This window comes from Streptomyces millisiae, from assembly GCF_031845425.1.
Taxonomy (GTDB): domain Bacteria; phylum Actinomycetota; class Actinomycetes; order Streptomycetales; family Streptomycetaceae; genus Streptomyces; species Streptomyces millisiae.
In genome coordinates this window covers 15,148-36,968 of record NZ_JAVREM010000017.1, presented here as the reverse complement: position 1 = coordinate 36,968, position 21,821 = coordinate 15,148, and the positions used below count along the sequence as shown (strand labels likewise).

General features: G+C 74.2%; 2 protein-coding genes. Both read left to right on the top strand.

Annotated elements, in window-relative coordinates; translation table 11 throughout:
* The first annotated feature begins 194 nt into the window (after positions 1 to 194).
* Positions 195 to 16,373, top strand: coding sequence for a type I polyketide synthase (locus RNC47_RS15675; RefSeq protein WP_394814792.1), 16,179 nt, complete (start codon positions 195 to 197; stop codon positions 16,371 to 16,373).
* The gene (locus tag RNC47_RS15670) at positions 16,370 to 21,808 is read left to right on the top strand and encodes a type I polyketide synthase (protein ID WP_311599259.1); all 5,439 of its coding nucleotides are present in this window, start codon (positions 16,370 to 16,372) and stop codon (positions 21,806 to 21,808) included. Before RNC47_RS15675 ends, RNC47_RS15670 begins: the two co-directional genes overlap by 4 nt.
* The last annotated feature ends 13 nt before the right edge of the window (positions 21,809 to 21,821 follow it).

Here is a 21,821-nt window from a genome sequence, read left to right as displayed (position 1 = left end):
CGACCACGACGACCGGGCGTGCCCGCCCGACCATCTGCCTGCCAGACCAGCGGAGAGCGGAAATGAGCGAGATGCACACCCCCTCGGGCCAGGACGCCCCGGCGGCACAGGAAGCGACGGACCAGCGACCGACGCTGGCACACCTGCTGGCGGACCTCGGACCCGAGGAGCAGCACCGGTTCCTGCTCGACTTCGTGCGGGACCGCGCCATCGCCGTGCTCCGTGACGTGCTGCCCGACGCGCCGGAGACCGTGGACCCCGGCACCGCCTTCCGCGACCTGGGACTCGACTCGCTGGGGGCCGTCGCCCTGCACGCCCGGCTGACCACCGACACCGGGCTGCCGCTGCCCGTCACCCTCGCCTTCGACCACCCCACACCCGACGCGGTCGCCCGCAGGCTACGGGCCGAACTCCTCGGCGCCGACGAGCGAAGGACCACCGACACCGGCACCGCGCCCGCCGACGACGAACCGGTGGCCGTCATCGGCGTCGGCTGCCGCTTCCCCGGCGGCGTCGCCTCGCCCGAGGACCTGTGGCGACTGGTCGACGACGGCGGCCACGCCCTCTCCCCTTTCCCCACCGACCGCGGCTGGGACCTCGACGCCCTGTACTCCCCGGACCCCGAGACCCCCGGCACCAGCTATGTGCGCGTCGGCGGCTTCCTGCCCGAGGCCGCCGAGTTCGACGCCGACTTCTTCGGCATCAGCCCACGCGAGGCGTCCGCCATGGACCCGCAGCAGCGGCTGGTGCTCGAAACCTCCTGGGAGGCCCTGGAGCGGGCCGGCATCGACCCGGCCACGCTGCGCGCCACGCCCACCGGCGTGTTCGTCGGCGCCGAGGCACAGGAGTACGGGCCGCGGCTGCACGAGGCGCCCGAGGGCCTGGACGGATACCTGCTCACCGGCAACGCGCCCAGCGTGGTCTCCGGCCGGGTCGCCTACACCCTCGGCCTCGAAGGCCCCACCCTCACCGTCGACACCGCCTGCTCCGGCTCGCTGGTGGCCCTGCACCTGGCCGTGCGGTCGCTGCGGGGCGGCGAGTGCCCGCTGGCGCTGGCCGGCGGCGTCGCCGTCATGGGCGGCCCCGGCACCTTCACCGCGTTCAGCCGGCAGCGCGGGCTGGCCCCCGACGGACGCTGCAAGGCCTTCGCCGCGGCCGCCGACGGCACCGGGTTCGCGGAGGGGGTGGGCATCCTCGTCCTGGAACGGCTCTCCGACGCCCGGCGCAACGGGCACCGCGTGCTCGCCGTGATACGTGGCTCCGCGATCAACCAGGACGGCGCGTCCAACGGCCTGACCGCGCCGAACGGCCCCGCCCAACAGCGGGTGATCCGGGCCGCGTTGGCCGACGCCCGGCTGGCCCCTTCCGAGGTGGACGCGGTGGAGGCGCACGGCACCGGAACGCGGCTCGGCGATCCGGTCGAGGCGCAGGCGCTGTTGGCCACCTACGGTCAGGGGCGTGAGGAGGAGCGCCCGCTGTGGCTGGGCTCCCTGAAGTCGAACATCGGGCACACGCAGGCGGCGGCCGGTGTGGCGGGCGTCATCAAGATGGTGATGGCGATGCGGCACGGTGTCCTGCCGCGCACCCTGCACGTGGACGAGCCGACGCCCCAGGTGGACTGGTCGGCCGGCGCCGTGGAGCTGCTGACCGAACCCCGGGCCTGGCCGGAGACCGACCGCCCCCGGCGGGCCGGCGTCTCCTCCTTCGGCGTCAGCGGCACCAACGCCCACCTCATCATCGAACAGGCCCCGGCCACGGCGGCGACCGAAGAGCCGGACCACGCCCCCGCCGACCCCCCGCCGGCCGTGGCCATCCCGGTCACCGCGCGGAACGCGGCAGCCCTGCGTGCCCAGGCCCGCCGCCTCGGCGCCCTGGCGCGGGACGGCGTGACCGCCGCCGACCTCGGGCGGTCCCTCGCCACCACCCGGGCCGCCCTGACGCGGCGCGCCGTCGTCATCGCCGCGGACGCCGAGGAGGCCGGGCGCGGTCTGGCGCTCCTCGCCGAGGGAAACACCGGCCCCGGCGTGGTCGCCCGCGCCGCGACCGGCGGCCGGCTGGCCTTCCTCTTCACCGGCCAGGGTTCGCAGCGCATCGCCATGGGCCGCGAACTCCACTCCCGGCACCCGGTGTTCGCCGAGGCGTTCGACGAGGTGGCCGCGCATCTCGACGTCCACCTCGACCGTCCGCTGCACGAGGTGGTGTTCGGTTCCGACCAGGGGGCGCTGGACCGTACGGAGTTCGCGCAGCCGGCGTTGTTCGCCGTGCAGGTCGCGTTGTTCCGGCTGTTCGAGTCGTGGGGGGTGCGGCCCGATCTGCTGCTCGGCTACTCCGTGGGGGAGTTGGCGGCGGCGCACGTGGCGGGCGTGTGGTCGCTGGCGGACGCCTGCGCGCTGGTGGCGGCCCGGGGCCGGCTGATGCAGGCGCTGCCGGACGGCGGGGCGATGCTCGCGGTGGCGGCCGGCGAGGAGGAGATCCGGCCGCTGCTCGGCGCGGGACTCGCCATCGCGGCGGTCAACGGCCCCTCGGCGGTCGTCGTCTCCGGCGACGGGGAGGCGGTGGCCGCCCTGGAGCGGAACCTCCGGGAACAGGACCGCAGGGCCACCCGGCTCCGGGTCTCGCACGCCTTCCACTCGCCACTGATGGACCCGATGCTGGACGAGTTCCGCCGGGTCCTCCAGGTCGTCGAGTACCACGAGCCCCGCATCCCCCTCGTCTCCGGCCTGACCGGCCACCCCGCCGGGCCACGGGAGACGCACGAGCCCGACTACTGGGTCCGCCAGGCCCGTGACGCCGTCCGCTTCCACGACGGGCTGCGCGCCCTGGTCCGGGCCGGCGTCACCACCTGCCTGGAACTGGGGCCCGACCCGGTGCTCTCCGCCCTGGCCGCCGAGGCCCTGCCCGGCCAGGACCTGGTCTGCGCCCCCGCCCTGCGCCGGGACTCCGACGAGGCACGCACCCTGCTCACCGCGCTGGCCACCGCCTTCACCGGGGGCGCCGCCGTCGACTGGCCCGCCTACTACGCCGAACACGGCGGCCGCGTCGTCGACCTGCCCACCTACCCGTTCCAACGGCGACACTTCTGGCTCGATGCGCCCCGCGGCGGGGGCGACGCCGCGGCGCTCGGCCAGACCGCGTCCGGACACCCGCTGCTCGCCGGCGCCGTCCGCCGCGCGGACGACGACGGCATCGTGCTCACCGGCCGCGTCACGCTCGACACCCAGCCCTGGCTGGCCGACCACACCGTCGCCGGAACGGTGCTGCTGCCCGCCACCGCCTTCGTGCACATGGCCCTGCACGCCGCCGAACACGCCGGCGGCACGGCCGTCCAGGACCTCACCCTGCACACCCCGCTGACACTGCCCCGGACGGGCGGCGTCATCCTCCAGGCCATCGTCGGCGCACCAGACGAGGCCGGCCACCGCTCCCTGGACTTCTACGCACGCCCCGAGGGGAACGCCGAGGCCGCCGTCTGGACCCGGCACGCCACCGGCGTCCTGACCGCCGACGCGCCAGGACACGAACCGCCGTCGCCGCCCCCGGGACACACCGGGACCGGCGGACTGCCAGGACCCGGCTGGCTGCCGGAGGACGCCGAGCCCGTCGCCGTCGACGGGCTCTACGAGACGCTGGCCGACCAGGGCTACGGCTACGGCCCGGCCTTCCACGGCCTCCGCGCCGTCTGGCGACACGGCACCGACGTCTACGCGCACGTGGTGCTCCCCGAGGAGGCGGGCCCCGACGCCACCGCCTTCGGCCTCCACCCCGCGCTGCTCGACGCGGTCCTGCACGCCACGGACTTCGCCGCCGGCGAGGCCCGCGATCCGGCGCGGGTCCACCTCCCCTTCGCCTGGACCGGGATCCGCCGCCACGCCCCCGGCACCGGCGAGGTGCGGGCCCGCATCACCTCGCTCCCGTCCGGCGGGGTCTCGCTGCTCCTGACCGACCCGTCCGGCGCGCCGGTGGCCTCCGCCGAGTCCTTCCGCAGCCGGCCCGTGCCGCCCGGCGCGCTCACCGCCCCGAAGGACCAGCCGCTGCACACCGTCCGCTGGGTCCCGGTGGCCGCCGCCCCCGCCGACGACGGGGGCGAGCGGCCGGCGCTGCTCGGGACCGACTCCTTCGGGCTCGACGCCGACCCGCACCAGGACCTGGACTCCCTCGCGGCGTCCCAGGTGCCCACGACCGTCCTCCTGCCCATCGCCGCCACCCCGGGCACGGAACCCTCCGGCATGCCGGAGGCCGCGTTCGAGACCACCCTGCGCGTCCTCGCCACCCTCCAGCGGTGGCTCGCCGACGAACGGTTCGCCGACTCCCGACTGGTGGTCGTCACCCGCGGCGCCGACCCGGCCGCCCCCGCCGGCCTCGCCGTGGCACCCGTGCGCGGCCTGGTGCGCTCCGCCCAGGCGGAGCATCCCGGCCGGATCGTCCTGCTCGACCTCGACGACACCCCCCTGCCCGCGCCCGCCCTGCGCGCGGCTCTCGGCACCGGAGAGCCCGAACTCCGCCGCCGGGACGGCGCGCTGCTCGCACCACGGCTCACCCGGTACCCCCACGACCCGGCGCGGGACCCCGCCGAGGACTCCGCCGAGGACTCCGCCGAGGGAACGGCCGGCTGGAACCCGGACGGCACCGTGCTGGTCACCGGCGGTCTCGGCGGCCTCGGCCGGCTCGTGGCCCGCCACCTGGTGGCCGCCCACGGCGTCCGCCACCTGCTCCTGCTCGGCCGGCGCGGCCAGGACACCCCGGGCGCCGAGCCGTTCACCGCGGAACTGCGGCAGCTGGGCGCCACGGTCGACGTCAGGGCCTGCGACGTCGCCGACCGCACCGCCCTGGCCGCCGCCCTGGCCGGGATACCGGACGAGCACCCGCTGACCGCCGTGGTGCACACCGCGGGCGTGCTCGACGACGCCCTGATCGGCACCCTCACCGCCGACCGGCTGGGAACCGTCCTGCGCCCCAAGGTCGACGGCGCCTGGCACCTCCACCAGCTGACCCGGGACCAGGACCTCGCCGCCTTCGTCCTGTTCTCCTCCTCCGCCGGCCTCGTCGACGGCGCGGGACAGGGCAACTACGCCGCCGCCAACGTGTTCCTCGACGCGCTGGCCACCCACCGCGCGTCGCTCGGCCTGCCCGCGCACTCCCTGGCCTGGGGACTGTGGTCCGGCGACACCGGCATGGGCGGCCGCCTGGCCGAGGCCGGACGGCGCCGCGTCGACCGCCTGGGGCTCGTTCCGCTGACCGCCGAACAGAGCCTCGCCGCACTCGACGCCGCCCTGCGCACCCCGGAACCGACCCTGGCGCCGGTCACCGTCGACCCCACCGCCCTGCGGGCCCGCGCCGACACCCTGCCCGGCCTGCTCCGCGACCTCGTCCCGGCACCGGCCCGCCACCCGGCCGCCGCACGGAACGCTCCCCACCGGACCCGACCCGGGCGGCCCCCGGCGGAGCTGGCCGGGCCCAACCGGGAGCGCGCCGTCCTCGAACTGGTGCGCAGCCAGGTCGCCAAGGTCCTCGGCCACACCGACCGGGACGCCGTCAGCCCCCGCCGCCCCTTCACCGACCTCGGCTTCGACTCGCTGGCCGCCGTCGACCTGCGCAACGCGCTCAACGCCATCACCGGTCTCGGGCTGCCCGCCACACTCGTCTTCGACCACCCGACACCGCAGGCCCTGGCCGACCACATCCTGCGGCTGCTCGCCGACCAGCCGGACGACGAACCGGCCCCGGCCCCGACCCCGGCCGCCCCCGCCGTGGCGGACGAGCCCATCGCCATCGTCGGCATGGCCTGCCGCTACCCCGGCGGCGTCACCTCCCCCGAGGACCTGTGGCGGCTGCTCGCCCAGGGCACCGACGCCATCGGGGGATTCCCCACGGACCGCGGCTGGGACGTCGACGCCCTCTACGACCCCGAACCCGGGACACCGGGCAGGAGCTACAGCCGCGAGGGCGGGTTCCTGTACGAGGCGGCCGAGTTCGACGCCGAGTTCTTCGAGATCGGCCCGCGCGAGGCCCAGGCCATGGACCCGCAGCAGCGGCTGCTCCTGGAGGTCTCCTGGGAGGCGCTGGAACGGGCGGGCATCGACGCACGCTCGCTGCGCGGCAGCGACACCGGCGTGTTCGCCGGCGTCATGTACCACGACTGGGGCACCAGACTCGGCACCGTGCCCGAGGACATGGCCGGCTACCTCGGCAACGGAAGCCTCTCCAGCGTCGTCTCCGGCCGCATCGCCTACACGCTGGGCCTCCAGGGACCCGCCGTCACCGTCGACACGGCCTGCTCGTCCTCCCTGGTCGCCCTGCACTGGGCGGTCCAGGCGCTGCGCCGTGGCGAGTGCGACCTGGCCCTGGCCGGCGGGGTGACGGTCATGTCCACACCCGACACCTTCATCGACTTCAGCCGCCAACGTGGGCTCGCCGCCGACGGCCGCTGCAAGTCCTTCTCCGCCGCGGCCGACGGCACCGGCTGGGGCGAGGGCGTGGGCATGCTGCTCGTCGAACGGCTCTCCGACGCCCACCGCAACGGGCACCGCGTCCTCGCCGTCGTCTCCGGCTCCGCCGTCAATCACGACGGCGCCTCCAACGGTCTGACCGCGCCCAACGGCCTCGCCCAACAGCGGGTGATCCGGGCCGCGTTGGCGGACGCCGGAGCCGCCCCAACCGAGGTGGACGCGGTCGAGGGACACGGCACGGGGACGCGGCTCGGCGATCCGATCGAGGCGCAGGCGCTGTTGGCCACCTACGGCCAGGACCGGCCGGCCGACCGCCCGCTGTGGCTCGGCTCCCTGAAGTCGAACATCGGGCACACGCAGGCCGCGGCGGGTGTGGCGGGCGTGATCAAGATGGTGATGGCGATGCGGCACGGCGTCCTGCCCAGGACCCTGCACGCGGACGAGCCCTCGCACCAGGTGGACTGGTCGGCCGGCGAGGTGCGGCTGTTGGCCGAACCCCAGGAGTGGCCGGAGGCCGACCGCCCCCGCCGGGCCGGCGTCTCCTCCTTCGGCATCAGCGGTACCAACGCCCATGTCATCGTCGAACAGGCGCCGCCCGCCCCCGACCTGCCCAGCAGGGGGACCGGGGAACCGAGCCTGCCCGTCCTGCCGTTCGTGCTCTCCGCGCGCGGCCCCGCCGCGCTCGGCGACCAAGCCGCCCGGCTGCGCTCCTTCCTGGGCGAGCGGCCCGGCACGGACCTCGGCGACCTCGCACGCTCCCTCGCCACCACCCGCGCACCGCTCGAACACCGGGCGGCGGTGCTCGCCGGCGACCACGCGGACCTCATGCGCGGCCTGGAGACCCTGGCGGCCGGCGAAACGGCCCCCGGGACGCTCACGGGCACCGAGGACGGCGGCGGTCTCGCCTTCCTGTTCTCGGGTCAGGGGTCGCAGCGGGTGGGGATGGGGCGTGGGCTGTATGAGGCGTTCCCGGTGTTCGCCGAGGCGTTCGACGAGGTGTGTGCGGGCTTCGGTGGGTCGTTGCGTGAGGTGGTCTTCGAGGACACGGCGGCGCTTGATCGGACGGAGTTCGCGCAGCCGGGCTTGTTCGCGGTGCAGGTGGCGCTCTTCCGGCTCCTTGAGTCGTGGGGTGTGATCCCTGATGTGCTGGTCGGTCACTCCATCGGGGAGTTGGCGGCGGCGTATGTGGCCGGGGTCTGGTCACTTTCGGATGCGTGCGCGTTGGTGGCGGCTCGCGGCCGGTTGATGCAGGCCCTCCCAGACGGTGGGGCGATGCTCGCGGTGGCGGCCCAAGAGGAGGAGATCCTGCCGCTCCTTGGCGACGGGTTGGACCTGGCGGCGGTCAACGGTCCTTCGTCGGTGGTCGTCTCCGGTGACGCGGAGGCGATGGCTGACCTGGAGCGCAGGCTTGCGGGCCATAGAACGCGACGGCTCCGGGTGTCGCACGCGTTCCACTCGGCGCTCATGGAGCCGATGTTGGGGGAGTTCCGTGCGGTGGCCGAGGGACTGTCGTACCGGGAGCCGCGTGTCGGCATCGTCTCGACCGTGACCGGTGGGGCCACAGATTGGTGTGATCCGGAGTACTGGGTGTCGCAGGTACGGCGGCCGGTGCGGTTCGCCGACGCCGTCCGGGTGGCGGCGGACGAGGGAGCCACCACCTTCCTGGAACTCGGCCCCGACGGGGTCCTCACCGCCATGGGCGCCGAGGCGCTCCAGAACCCTCCGAACCTCAACTTCCTCTCCCTGCTCAGGCGCGATCGGGCCGAACCGTCCGAAGCGCTCACCGCCCTGGCCCGGCTGCACGTGCGGGGCGTACCCATCACCTGGCCGGCCCTGCTCGGCCGGGGCGGCAACCTGCTCGACCTGCCCACCTACGCCTTCCAGCACCGCCGGTTCTGGCTGGACGCCACGCCCGCGACCGACGTCGCGGGACTCGGCCAACTCCCCGGGGACCACCCGGTACTGGGGGCGGTCGTGGCCCTCCCCGGCGCCGACACCGTGGTGCTCACCGGCCGGCTGTCCGTCCAGAGCCAGCCGTGGCTCGCCGACCACGTGGTGCACGGAACGACCCTGCTGCCGGGCACCGGCTTCGTCGAACTCGCCGTCCGGGCGGGCGACCAGGTCGGCTGCGGCACCGTGGAGGAACTGACGCTGGAGACACCGCTGGCACTGCCGAACGCGGGCGGCGTCGCCGTCCAGGTGGTCGTCGGCGCACCGCAGCGGGGGAGGCGCCCGCTCGCGGTGTACGCGCGTGCCGAGGACGCCCCGGCCGACCAGGAGTGGACGCGCCACGCCACCGGCGTGCTCGCCGAGGAGAGCCGTCCGGAGTCGTTCGACCTCAGCCACTGGCCGCCCGCCGACGCCGAGCCGATCGACCTGGACGGCGCCTACCAGACCCTGCGCACCAGGGGCTACGACTACGGGCCGGCGTTCCAGGCACTGCGGGCCGCGTGGCGGCGCGGCGACGAGGTGTTCGCCGAGATCGAGGCCGACGACACCACCGCCCGCACCGCCGCCGCGTACGGCCTGCACCCCGCCCTGCTCGACGCGGCGATGCACGCCGACCTGCTCACCGACCCGGACGGCGCGACGCTGCTGCCCTTCGTGTGGAACGGCGTCACGCTGCACGCGGCCGGGGCCACCGGGCTGCGCGTCAGGATCACCCGCGTCAGCGGTGACGAGGTCTCCGCGATCGAGATCGCCGACCGCGAGGGCAGGGCCGTCGCCGCCGTGGAATCCCTGGTCTCGCGGCCGGTCTCGGGACAACCGCTCGCCCCGCCCGCCGATCACGCCTCGAACGGCGCCCTCTACCGGGTGGAGTGGCGCCCGCTCCCCCTCACCGCCGACGAGTCCCGGCCCGCCGCGGGCTGGGCCGTCGTCGGCACCGGCACGGTCGAGGAGGAGACGGAGGGAGCGGCGTCGCCGGCGACCGACGTCCTGAGCCACCTCGTCCCCGCCGACGCCGTGCACGACGACCTCGGCGCGCTGACCGCCGCGATCGAGGCGGGCGCGCCCCTCCCCCAGGTTGTGGTCCTCGACTGCCGCCCTCCCGCCGGGGGCGACCCGACCGACGTGCCCGCCCAGGCCAGGGCCCGTACCACCGGAGCCCTCCGCACCCTGCGGGACTGGCTGGCCGACGCACGCTTCGACGGCGCCCGCCTGGTGGCACTCACCCGGGGAGCCGTGTCCCCACAGGGCACCCCCGACCCGGCCGCGAGCCCGGTATGGGGACTGCTGCGCGCCGCCCAGGCCGAGCACCCCGGGCGCCTCGTCCTCGTGGACGCCGACGACGCCCCTCCCGGGCTGCTCCTGGCCGCCATCGCCTCGGGCGAACCCGAGTTCGCCATCCGCGGCTCGGCCGCCCAGGTGCCCAGGTTCGCCCGCCTCGCGACCCAGGCCGACGCCCCGCCCACCCCGCCGAAGCCCGACGGAACCGTGCTCGTCACCGGCGGCACCGGCGGCCTCGGCCGCCTGGTGGCACGCCACCTGGTGACCGAACACGGCGTCCGGCACCTGGTGCTCACCAGCCGCCGCGGGCCCAACGCCCCCCGCGCCGAGGAGCTGCGCGAGGAACTGACCGCCCTCGGCGCCTCGGTGACGATCGCCGCCTGCGACACCGCGGACCGGCCGGCACTGGCCGCGGTACTGGACGCCATCCCGGCCGACCAGCCGCTGACCGCCGTCGTCCACGCGGCCGGCACGGCCGACGGCGGCCTCGTCGCCGGACTGACCGACGAACAGCTCCACAACGTCCTGCGCCCGAAGGTCGACGGCGCGTGGCACCTTCACGAGCTGACCCGGGACCTCGACCTGGCCGCCTTCGTGCTCTTCTCCTCGGCGGGCGGCAGCGTGCTGGCCGCCGGCCAGGCGAACTACGCCGCCGCCAACGCCTTCCTCGACGCCCTCGCCGAGCACCGCCACGCGGCGGGCCTGGCCGCGAGCTCCCTGGCCTGGGGCCTGTGGGCCGAGAACACCGGACTCGGCGGCGAACTCGGCGCGGACGACCTCCACCGCATGGCTCGCCTCGGACTGCCGGCCATGGACGCACAGGAGTCGCTGGCCCTGTTCGACGAGGCCCTGCGTGCCACGGAACCCGTCATCGCGCCGCTGCGGATCGACCAGGACGCCCTGAAGGCCCGCACCGACGAGTTGCCCGCGCTGCTGCGCTCGCTCACCCCGGCCCGCCTGCCGGTCACCGCCGCCCGTCGCCGCGCGGCCACCACCGGCACGCCCGCGGGACAGGAATCGCACCTGGCCCGACGCCTCTCCCAACTCCCCGACGCCGAGCGCGACCAGGCCCTCACCGAGCTGGTCACCCAGCACGTCGCGACCGTCCTGGGCCACGCGAGCGCGGCGGACGTGAACGCCGGGCGGGCCTTCAAGGAACTGGGCTTCGACTCGCTCGCCGCGGTGGAACTGCGCAACCTCCTCGGCTCGGCGACCGGCCTGACCCTGCCCGCGACCCTGGTCTTCGACCACCCCACGGTCCATCACGTGGCCGACTACCTCAGGAGCAGGATCGCGGGGCCCGCCCCGGCAGCCGCGCCCACCCCGGCGGCGAGGGCCGCGACGACCTCGCACGACGACGACCCCATCGCCATCATCGGCATGGGCTGCCGCTACCCCGGCGACGTCATGACCCCCGACGACCTGTGGCGGCTGCTCGCCGAAGGCACCGACGCGATCAGCGGGTTCCCCACCAACCGGGGCTGGGACATCGAAGGCGTCTACCACCCCGAGCCGGGCCGGCGCGGCAAGAGCTACACCCGCGAGGGCGGCTTCCTCCACCGCGCGGCCGAGTTCGACGCCGAGTTCTTCGGCATCGGCCCCCGCGAGGCCCTGGCCATGGACCCGCAGCAGCGACTGTTGCTGGAGACCGCCTGGGAGACCGTCGAGCAGGCCGGGATCGACCCGAGCTCGCTGCGCGGGAGCTCCACCGGGGTCTTCGCCGGAGCGATGTACGACGACTACGGCAGCCGGGTCCACGACGCGCCCGCCGCCGTCGCCGGGTACCTCGCCAACGGCAGCTCGGGAGCCGTCGTCTCCGGCCGCGTCTCCTACGTCATGGGCCTGGAAGGCCCTTCCATGACGATCGACACCGCCTGCTCGTCGTCGCTGGTCGCCCTCCACCTCGCCACCAAGGCGCTGCGCAACGGCGAGTGCTCGCTCGCACTGGCCGGCGGCGTCACCGTCCTGTCCAGCCCCGCCCTGTTCGTGGACTCCAGCCGGCAGGGCGTCATCGCCCCCGACGGACGCTCCAAGTCCTTCTCCGCCGCGGCCAACGGCACCGGCTGGGCCGAGGGCGTGGGCCTGGTGCTCCTGGAACGGCTGTCGGACGCCCGCCGCAACGGGCACCGGGTGCTGGCGGTGGTGCGGGGCAGCGCGGTGAACCAGGACGGCGCCTCCAACGGGCTGACCGCGCCCAACGGTCCCGCCCAACAGCGGGTGATCCAGGCGGCGCTTGCCGACGCGGGAATCACCCCCGGCGACGTGGACGCGGTCGAGGCACACGGCTCCGGGACCCGCCTCGGCGATCCCATCGAGGCGCAGGCGCTGTTGGCCACCTACGGACAGAACCGGCCGGCGGACCGACCGCTGTGGCTCGGGTCGATCAAGTCCAACATCGGCCACGCCCAGGCGGCCGGCGGCGTCGCGGCGGTCATCAAGATCGTGCAGTCCCTGCGGCACCGCACGCTGCCCAGAACCCTCCACGTGGACGCCCCCTCCCCCCACGTCGACTGGTCGGCCGGCGCGGTGGAGCTGCTGACGGAGCCGCGGGCGTGGGACGACCCGGGTCGCCCGCGTCGGGCGGGGATCTCCTCGTTCGGCATCAGCGGCACCAACGCGCACGTCATCATCGAGGAGGCGCCGGCGCCCGCGCCCGCCGTCGGCCTCCCGGCCCTCCCGGCGCCGGCACCCGACCCCGTGCCGTTGCCGATCACGGCAGGCACGGAGGACGCACTCCGGTCCCAGGCCGCGCGCCTCGTCGAGCACCTCACCGCGCGTGCGGCTGAGGCACCGTCGCTGCGTGACCTCGGCTACTCGCTGGCGACGACCCGCGCCGGCCTCGACCACCGCGCGGTCGTCCTGGCCGCCGACCCCGAGGGCGCGCTCCGCGCGCTCACCGAAATCGCCTCCGGAACGTTCCCGGCCGACGTCGTACGGGGACACGCCCGCACGGGTGGGACGGCGTTCGTGTTCTCGGGTCAGGGTTCGCAGCGGGTGGGGATGGGGCGTGAACTCCACTCCGAGTTCCCGGTGTTCGCCGAGGCGTTTGACGAGGTGTGTGCGGGCTTCGGTGGGTCGTTGCGTGAGGTGGTCTTCGGTTCGGATCAGGGGGCGCTGGATCGTACGGAGTTCGCGCAGCCGGGGTTGTTCGCGATGCAGGTGGCCCTGTTCCGGCTCCTTGAGTCGTGGGGCGTGAAGCCTGATGTGGTGGTGGGTCATTCGATCGGGGAGTTGGCGGCGGCGTATGTGGCCGGAGTGTGGTCGCTTGAGGACGCCTGTGCTCTGGTGGCGGCTCGCGGCCGGTTGATGCAGGCCCTCCCAGCGGGTGGGGCGATGCTCGCGGTGGCGGCTTCCGAGGAGGAGGTCCTGCCGCTGCTCGGTGAGGGGTTGGACCTGGCGGCGGTGAACGGTCCTTCGTCGGTGGTCGTCTCCGGCAGGGAGGACGCGGTGGCCGGCCTGGAGGCCAGGCTTGCGGGCCGCCGGACGCGGCGGCTTCGCGTGTCGCACGCGTTCCACTCGGCCTTGATGGAGCCGATGCTTGACGAATTCCGGGCGGTGGCCGAGGGGCTGACCTACCGGGAGCCGGGCCTGCGGGCGATATCGACGGTGACCGGCCAGGCCGCGGGTGCGGGGGACTGGTGTGATCCGGAGTACTGGGTGTCGCAGGTGCGGCAGCCGGTGCGGTTTGCCGACGCCATCCGGGCGGTGGAGGCCCAGGGCATGGACCGGTTCGTCGAGATCGGCCCGGACGCCACCTGCACGGCCATGGCCGAGGCGTGCCTCACCGACGCCGACGAGGTCACGTTGACCCCGACCCTGCGCCGTGGCCGTCCGGAGGCAACGGCGCTGCTCACCGCGATCGGTACGCACTACGCGAGCGGCGGCGCCGTGGACTGGGAGGCCCTGTTCGCCGGGACCGGGGCCCACCGCGTCGACCTCCCCACCTACCCCTTCCAACGCCAGGAGTACTGGCTGAACGCCACACCCGCCTCCGGTGACATCGCCTCGGCCGGTGTCGGCGGGGACGACCACCCGCTCGTCGGCGCGGTCGTCGAACTGCCCGACTCGGGCGGCGTCGTCCTCACCGGCCGCCTCTCCACCGGCCAGCAGCCCTGGCTCGCCGACCACCGCATCATGGGCCAGGTACTGCTGCCCGGTACGGCCTTCGTGGAACTGGCCCTGCACGCGGGGAAGCACGCCGCCTGCGACGTCATCGAGGAACTGACACAGCGGGCGCCGCTCGTGCTGCCCGAGGAGGGCGGAGCGCTGACCAGGATCGTCGTCGGGCCCGAGAAGGACGACCGGCGACCGGTGTCGGTCTACTCACGACCCGAAGGCGCACCCCCCGACACCGCCTGGACCCTGCACGCGGCCGGCACGCTGACGACGAGCGCCGCGAACCCCCCGGACGCGACCGACCGAGGAAGGGCCCCTGGCCCCGCTGCCTGGCCTCCCGACGGCGCGCGACGGATCGACATCGACGACGTGTACGAGGACCTGGCGGAGGCCGGGTACGGCTACGGCCCGGTGTTCCGCAATCTGCGGGCCGTCTGGAGAAGGGGCGACGAGGTGTACGCGGAGGTTGCCCTGCCCGCCGACACCGACGCGGCCTCCTACGGCCTCCACCCCGCTCTGTTCGACTCGGCCCTCGGCGCCGTCGACTTCCTCGCCGACGGTGGCCCGAAGGCACTCACCGAGACCACGATCCCCTTCGTGTGGAACCACGTGTCGCTGCGCGCCACCGGAGCCACGGCCCTCCGGGTCCGGGTCCGTCCCGCGTCCGGTGACGGCGCCGCGGCACTGGACCTCATGGACACCTCCGGTCGCCCCGTGGCGAGCGTGGCATCCCTGGTGACCCGGCCGATCGGTGCGACCCGGCTCGCCGACAGCACCGACACACCGGAGTCCCTGTTCCGCGTCGCCTGGCGGCCGATGCCCCAACCGCGGGCATCCGCAGCGCCCCACCACCGGCGCTTGGCCGTACTCGGCACCGACGACCTCGGCCTGAACCTCCCCACCCACCACGACGTGGCATCGCTCGCCGAGTCGGCCGCGGCGCTCGACACCGTCCTGCTGCCCTGCCCTCCGTCGGCCGACGCCGCGTCCGGACACCATCCGCCCGCCGCCGCGCGGGACGCGGTGCACCGGACCCTGGCTCTGGTACGCGACCTGTTGGCCGAGCCGCGCCTGTCCAGGGTCGGCCTCGCCGTCCTGACCCGGCACGCGGTGCACGCGCCGGCAGGACCGGATCTCGCCACCGCACCCCTCTGGGGACTGGTCCGCGCGGCACAGGCGGAGAACCCGGGGCGGGTGACCCTGATCGACACCGATGCCACGGACGCCTCACTGCGTGCCCTGCCGACCGCCGTGGCGCTCAACCGTCCGGAACTCGCCGTACGGACAGGAAAGTTCCTGGAGCCCCGGCTCGACCGGGTCTCCACGACCGGCACCGGACCGGTGCTGAATCCCGAGGGCACGGCACTGATCACCGGCGGAGCCGGCCTCCTCGGCGGCGCCCTGGCCCGGCACCTGGTCACCGAGCACGGGATACGGCACCTGCTCCTCGTCGGCCGACGCGGCGCGGACGCGCCGGGAGCAGCGGAACTGAGCGCCGATCTCTCCCGGCTCGGCGCCCCCGTCACCCTCGCGCCCTGCGACGTCGCCGACCGCGACGCCCTCGCCGCGGTGCTCGCCCGGGTCCCGGCCGAGCACCCGCTCACCGTGGTGATCCACGCGGCGGGCCGCCTGGACGGCGGAACGCTCAACACCCTGACACCGCGCCAGGTCGACGACGTGCTGCGCCCCAAGGTGGACGGTGCCTGGAACCTCCACGAGCTGACCCGGCACCTGGACCTCGCGGCCTTCGTGCTCTACTCCTCGGCGGGCGGACTGATCCTCGCCGAGGGGCAGGCCAACTACGCGGCGGCCAACGTGTTCCTCGACTCGCTCGCCGAACACCGGGCCGCCCTCGGCCTGCCCGGCCTCTCCCTGGCCTGGGGCCCATGGGAGGGCAGCGAGGACGACATCGACATGGAACGGCTCAGCCGCAACGGCACCCCGCCACTGACCGCGCGCGACGGCCTAGCCCTGTTCGACGCCGCCCTCGCGGCGCCGGACGCCGTGCTCGTGCCGGTCCGAATAGACCGGTCCGCCCTGCGCGGCCGGCACGACGTACCCGCCCTGCTGCTTCCCGACCCCGCTCACGCGACCGAGCCACCCGCCGCCGCGCACGCCGCGAGCGTGAACACCCTCGCGGAGCGGCTGGCCGGCCAACGAAGCGGCGACCGGCAGCGGGTCCTGCTGGACCTGGTGTGCACCGAGGCCGCAGCCGTGCTGGGACACACCGACGGCAGGGCGGTCGACCCCCACAAGGGGTTCACCGACCTGGGCCTGGACTCGCTGGCCGCGATCGAACTCCGCAACCGGCTGGGCGAGGCGACCGGCCTCAGACTCCCGGCCACGCTGATGTTCGACTACCCGAGCCCGACCCCACTGGCCAAGTACCTCCTGGCCGAACTGTCGGAGAACGAGACGGACGAGTCGAGCGCCGAGAGCACCGAGGAAACCGAGAACACCGACGAACGGGCCAGGACGATCAAGGAGATGGACGCCGGGGATCTCGTCCGTGCCGTCCTCGGGGACGCGTTCCCGGCATCCGGCGGCTCCGTCGGACACGCTGGTGAAGAGGAGACATCATGAGCACGGGGCCCTCCACCGAACAGCTCGTCGAAGCCCTTCGGCAGTCCATGCTCGACAACGAGAGACTGCGCCGCGAGAACGAACGCTTCACGGCAGCCGCGACGGAGCCCATCGCCATCGTGGGGATGGCGTGCCGGTATCCGGGTGGGGTGGGTTCCCCGGAGGAGTTGTGGGAGCTGGTCGTCGAGGGGCGGGACGCCGTTTCGGGGTTTCCTGTCGATCGGGGCTGGGACCTGGACGGGTTGTACGACCCGACGGGGGAGCGGCCGGGTACCAGTTACGGTCGCGAGGGCGGGTTCCTCTACGACGCGGCGGAGTTCGACGCCGGGCTTTTCGGCATCTCGCCGCGTGAGGCGCTGGGGATGGATCCGCAGCAGCGGTTGTTGTTGGAGGCGTCCTGGGAGGCGTTGGAGCGGGCGGGTGTGCCGCCGCTGTCGTTGCGGGGCAGTGCCACCGGGGTCTTCGCCGGCGTCATGTACCACGACTACGGGGCGGGAACGAGCGACGGCAGCATCGTCTCCGGCCGGGTCGCCTACACCCTCGGCCTCGAAGGCCCGGCGATCACCGTGGACACCGCCTGCTCGTCCTCCCTGGTCGCCCTCCACCTGGCCGCCCAGGCGCTGCGCCGCGGCGAATGCACCCTCGCGCTCGCGGGCGGCGTGACCGTCATGGCCGAACCGGACATGTTCGTGTACTTCAGCGAGCAGCGCGGGTTGGCCCCCGACGGGCGGTGCAAGGCGTTCTCGGCCTCGGCCGACGGCGTCGGCTGCTCTGAGGGGGTGGGTGTGTTGGTGTTGGAGCGGTTGTCGGACGCGCGGCGGAACGGGCATCGGGTGCTGGCGGTGGTGCGGGGCAGCGCGGTGAACCAGGACGGCGCCAGCAGCGGCCTGACCGTGCCGAACGGTCCGGCGCAACAGCGGGTGATCCGGGCCGCGTTGGCCGACGCCGGGTTGGCCCCTTCCAAGGTGGACGCGGTGGAGGCGCACGGCACGGGGACGCGGCTCGGCGATCCGATCGAGGCGCAGGCGCTGTTGGCCACCTACGGTCAGGGGCGCGAGGAGGAGCGTCCGTTGTGGCTGGGCTCCCTGAAGTCGAACATCGGGCACACGCAGGCGGCGGCGGGTGTGGCGGGCGTGATCAAGATGGTGATGGCGATGCGGCACGGGGTCCTGCCGCGCACGCTGCACGTGGACGAGCCGACGCCCCAGGTGGACTGGTCGGCCGGCGAGGTGCGGCTGTTGGCCGAACCCCGGGAGTGGCCGGAGACCGACCGCCCCCGGCGGGCTGGCGTCTCCTCCTTCGGCATCAGCGGCACCAACGCGCACGTGATCATCGAGGAGGCACCCGCCACGGAGTCGGCGCCGCGGGCCGGTGGGGTAGTGGCCCCATGGGTGTTGTCGGGAGACACCCCTGAGGCGTTGGGCGCACAGGCGGCTCGGCTGCTGTCACTGGTCGGAGAGCAGCCGGAGCTCCATCCTGCCGACGTTGGGTGGTCCTTGGCGACGGGCCGATCACATCTGCGGTACCGGGCCGCGCTGATCGCCGACGACCACGCGGAACTACTACGCGGCCTGAAGGCACTGACGGCCGGCGAGACGACCTCCGGAGCGTTCACGGGCACCGAGGGCAGCGGTCGGCTCGCGTTCGTGTTCTCGGGTCAGGGTTCGCAGCGGGTGGGGATGGGGCGTGGGCTGTATGAGGCGTTCCCGGTGTTCGCTGAGGCGTTTGACGAGGTGTGTGCGGGCTTCGGCGGACGGTTGCGTGAAGTCGTCTTTGAGGACGCGACCGCGCTTGATCGTACGGAGTTCGCGCAGCCGGGGTTGTTCGCGGTGCAGGTGGCGCTCTTCCGGCTGTTGGAGTCGTGGGGTGTGCGGCCTGATGTGGTGGTCGGTCATTCGATCGGGGAGTTGGCGGCGGCGTATGTGGCCGGGGTGTGGTCGCTTCCGGATGCGTGTGCGTTGGTGGCGGCTCGCGGTCGGTTGATGCAGGCGTTGCCGGCGGGTGGGGCGATGCTCGCGGTGGCGGCTTCCGAGGAGGAGGTCCTGCCGCTGCTTGGCGAGGGGCTGGACCTGGCGGCCGTCAACGGCCCCTCATCGGTGGTCGTCTCCGGCGACGCGGAGGCGGTGGCCGTCTTGGAACGTGAGTTGGCGGGCCGCCGGACGCGGCGGCTTCGTGTCTCGCACGCCTTCCATTCGGCGCTCATGGAGCCGATGTTGGGGGAGTTCCGGGCGGTGGCCGAGGGGCTGACGTACCGGGAGCCGCGTGTCGGCATCGTGTCGACCGTGAGCGGTGGGGCCGGGGACTGGTGTGATCCGGAGTACTGGGTGTCGCAGGTACGGCGCCCCGTGCGGTTCGCCGACGCCATCCGGGCGGCAGAGAGCCAGGGCGTGGGCCGGTGGGTGGAGATCGGTCCGGACGCCACATGCACCGCCATGGCTCAGGAGTGCCTGAGCCCTACCGACGGTGTCGTGCTGACGCCGACCCTGCGCCGGGATCGGGACGAGCCCCGCGCCCTGGCCGAGGCAGTGGCCCAACTCCACGTCCACGGCGCGGAACTGGACTGGGAGGCGCTGTTCGCTGGTTCTGGTGCTTGTTGGGTCGATGTGCCGACGTATGCGTTTCAGCGTCGGCGGTTCTGGTTGGAGCATCCGTTGGTGGGTGCGGTGGTGGAGTTGCCGGAGTCGGGTGGGGTTGTTCTGACGGAGCGGTTGTCGGTTGGCCATCAGGGGTGGTTGGGGGATCACCGGGTGTTGGGGCGGGTGTTGTTGCCGGGGACGGCGTTTGTGGAGTTGGCGGTGCGGGCTGGGGCTGAGGTGGGGTGTGGGGTGGTGGGGGAGTTGACCCTCCAGGCTCCGTTGGTGGTGCCGGAGCGTGGTGCGGTTGATCTGCGGGTGAGTGTGGATGGTGCGGATGGGGAGGGCCGGCGTGGGTTCGCGATTCACTCCCGTGCCATGGACGGCGTTGGTGGGTGGGTGCGGCATGCGGCTGGGTTTTTGGAGGTGGCCGGTGAGGATGGGGAGGGGTTGGTGGTGTGGCCGCCGGTGGGGGTGGTGGAGGTGGGGTTGGGGGGTGTGTATGAGGAGTTGGAGGCGGCGGGGTATGGCTATGGGCCGGCGTTTCGTGGTCTGAGCGCGGTGTGGCGGCGTGGGGAGGAGGTGTTCGCCGAGGTCGCGGTGCCGGAGGGGGCCGGGGTGGATGTGTCGGGGTTCTGGCTTCATCCGGCGTTGTTGGACGCGGCGTTGCACGCCCAACTCCTTGACGCTGATGTGGCTGGTGGTCCGGTGTTGCCGTTCTCGTGGTCCGGCGTGGTGGTGCACGGCCCTGGGGCGGGTTCCTTGCGGGTCCGCATCACCCCAGCCGATACCAGTGCGGGAACCGGCGCGGTCTCGTTGCTCGTCACGGACGGGCAGGGACAACCCGTGGTCTCGGTCGCGTCGTTGGCCGTCCGCCCCGTCGACCCCACCACACCCGACACCATGTACCGCGTCGAGTGGATCCCCTGGACGCCGGCCGGGGGACTGCCGCCCGTTCGTGACTGCGCTGTTCTGGGCGACGGCTTCCCGGAACTGACCCGGGCGATCGAGTCGGCCGGGGGACGGGTGCGCACGTACCGGGACTGGGCCGCCCTCACCGCCGACGTGGACTCGGGGGAGCCTGCCCCGGACGTGCTGTTCCACTTCTGCCGGGCCGCCGGCGAGGGGGCAGGGGTGGCGCAGAGCGCCTCGGCCGTCCGGGCGGCGGCCAACGCGGTGCTCGGGGTTGCTCGGGACTGGGTGACCGACGAGCGGTTCGCGGAGTCCAGGCTGGTCGTCGTCACCAGCGGCGCGATCGCGGCAGGGCCGGGGGAGGAGGTTCCCGACCTGACGAGCGCGGCCGTGTGGGGAGTGGTGCGCACGGCGGCACTCGAATACCCGGGCAGGTTCGCGGCGCTCGACGTCGAAGGGGCGGGTGCCGGGGCTGCGGAACCCGGTCTTCTCGTGCGGGCCGTCCGTGCCGCCGCGTACGCCGACGAGCGGGACATGGCGGTGCGTGACGGGGGAATCCGGGTTCCCCGGGTGGCCCGTGCGGCCGTTCCGCCCGCTGTCGACGTTCCGGGTCTCGGGGTGGGGTTCGATGCGGTGGGGACGGTGCTGGTCACGGGTGGGACGGGTGGGCTCGGTGCGGTGCTGGCCCGACACCTCGTCGTTCGGCATGGTGTCCGGCATCTGTTGCTGGTCAGCCGCCGTGGTCAGGATGCCCCAGGGGCCGGCGAACTCCGGGCGGAGCTCACCGAACTGGGTGCCGAGGTGACGGTCGCGGCCTGCGACGTCGCGGATCGGGACGCCCTCGCCGCACTCCTCGCCGCCATCCCCCCGGACCACCCCCTGACCGCGGTCGTCCACACCGCCGGGGTGATCGACGACGGGGTGCTGACCACCCTCACCGAGGAGCGCATGGACGCGGTGCTGCGCCCGAAGGTCGACGCGGCGTGGAACCTGCACGAACTCACCCTGGGGCTCGACCTGGCCGCCTTCGTGCTCTTCTCCTCGATGGGCGGGACGCTCGGGGCGGCGGGGCAGGCCAACTACGCCGCCGCCAACGTGTTCCTCGACGCGCTGGCCCACCACCGCAGGGCGCGGGGGCTGCCGGCCGTGTCGCTGGCCTGGGGGTTGTGGGCGAACGGCCGCATGTCCGGCGCCCTGTCGGAGACCGATCTCGTCCGGATGGCCCGCTCCGGTGTGCTCGGACTGTCCTTCGACGACGGGCTCGCGCTCCTTGACCGTGCGCTCGGCTCGGACGAGCCCGCCCTGGTGCCGGCGCGGCTCGACCTGTCGGGGGTCGCCCGTGCTCCCGAGGGCGTGCCGGCCATGCTGCGCGCCCTGGTCGCGCCCGCCCGGCGCCGCGTGGCGCCGTCCGGCGGCGCGACGGCGGTCCGGGGGAGGCTGCTGGCCCTGACCGGGAGCGAGCGCGAGCGGGCGGTGCTGGACCTGGTGCGGTCGACCGCCGCCATGGTGCTTGGCCACGAACGGAAGGAGATGGTGGAGCCCGAGCGTGGGCTGCTTGACCTCGGCTTCGACTCGCTCACCGCGATCGAGCTCCGCAACCACCTGGAGACCGTCACCGGGCAGCGGCTGCCGGCCACCTTGGTCTTCGACCACCCCACGGCCGCCGCCGTGGCCGACCGGCTGCTGGCCGGCCTGGGGGACGAGGAGCCGGCGGCGGAGGCGGCCGGCCCGTCGCCGGAGGCGCGGCTCACCGCCCTGGAGGCGGCCCTGGCGGACAGCGCGCCGCTCACCGCGGAGCAACGCGCCGGGCTCGCCGCCCGCATGCGGTCCCTCGCCGCCACGCTGGCTCGGGGCACCGGCACCGAGCAGGAGCCGGGGAACGACGTCGAGGGGGCGACCGCGGAGGAGCTCTTCGAGATCCTCGACGACGAGCTGGGCGCCCTGGGGTGAGGGGCCGGAGCCG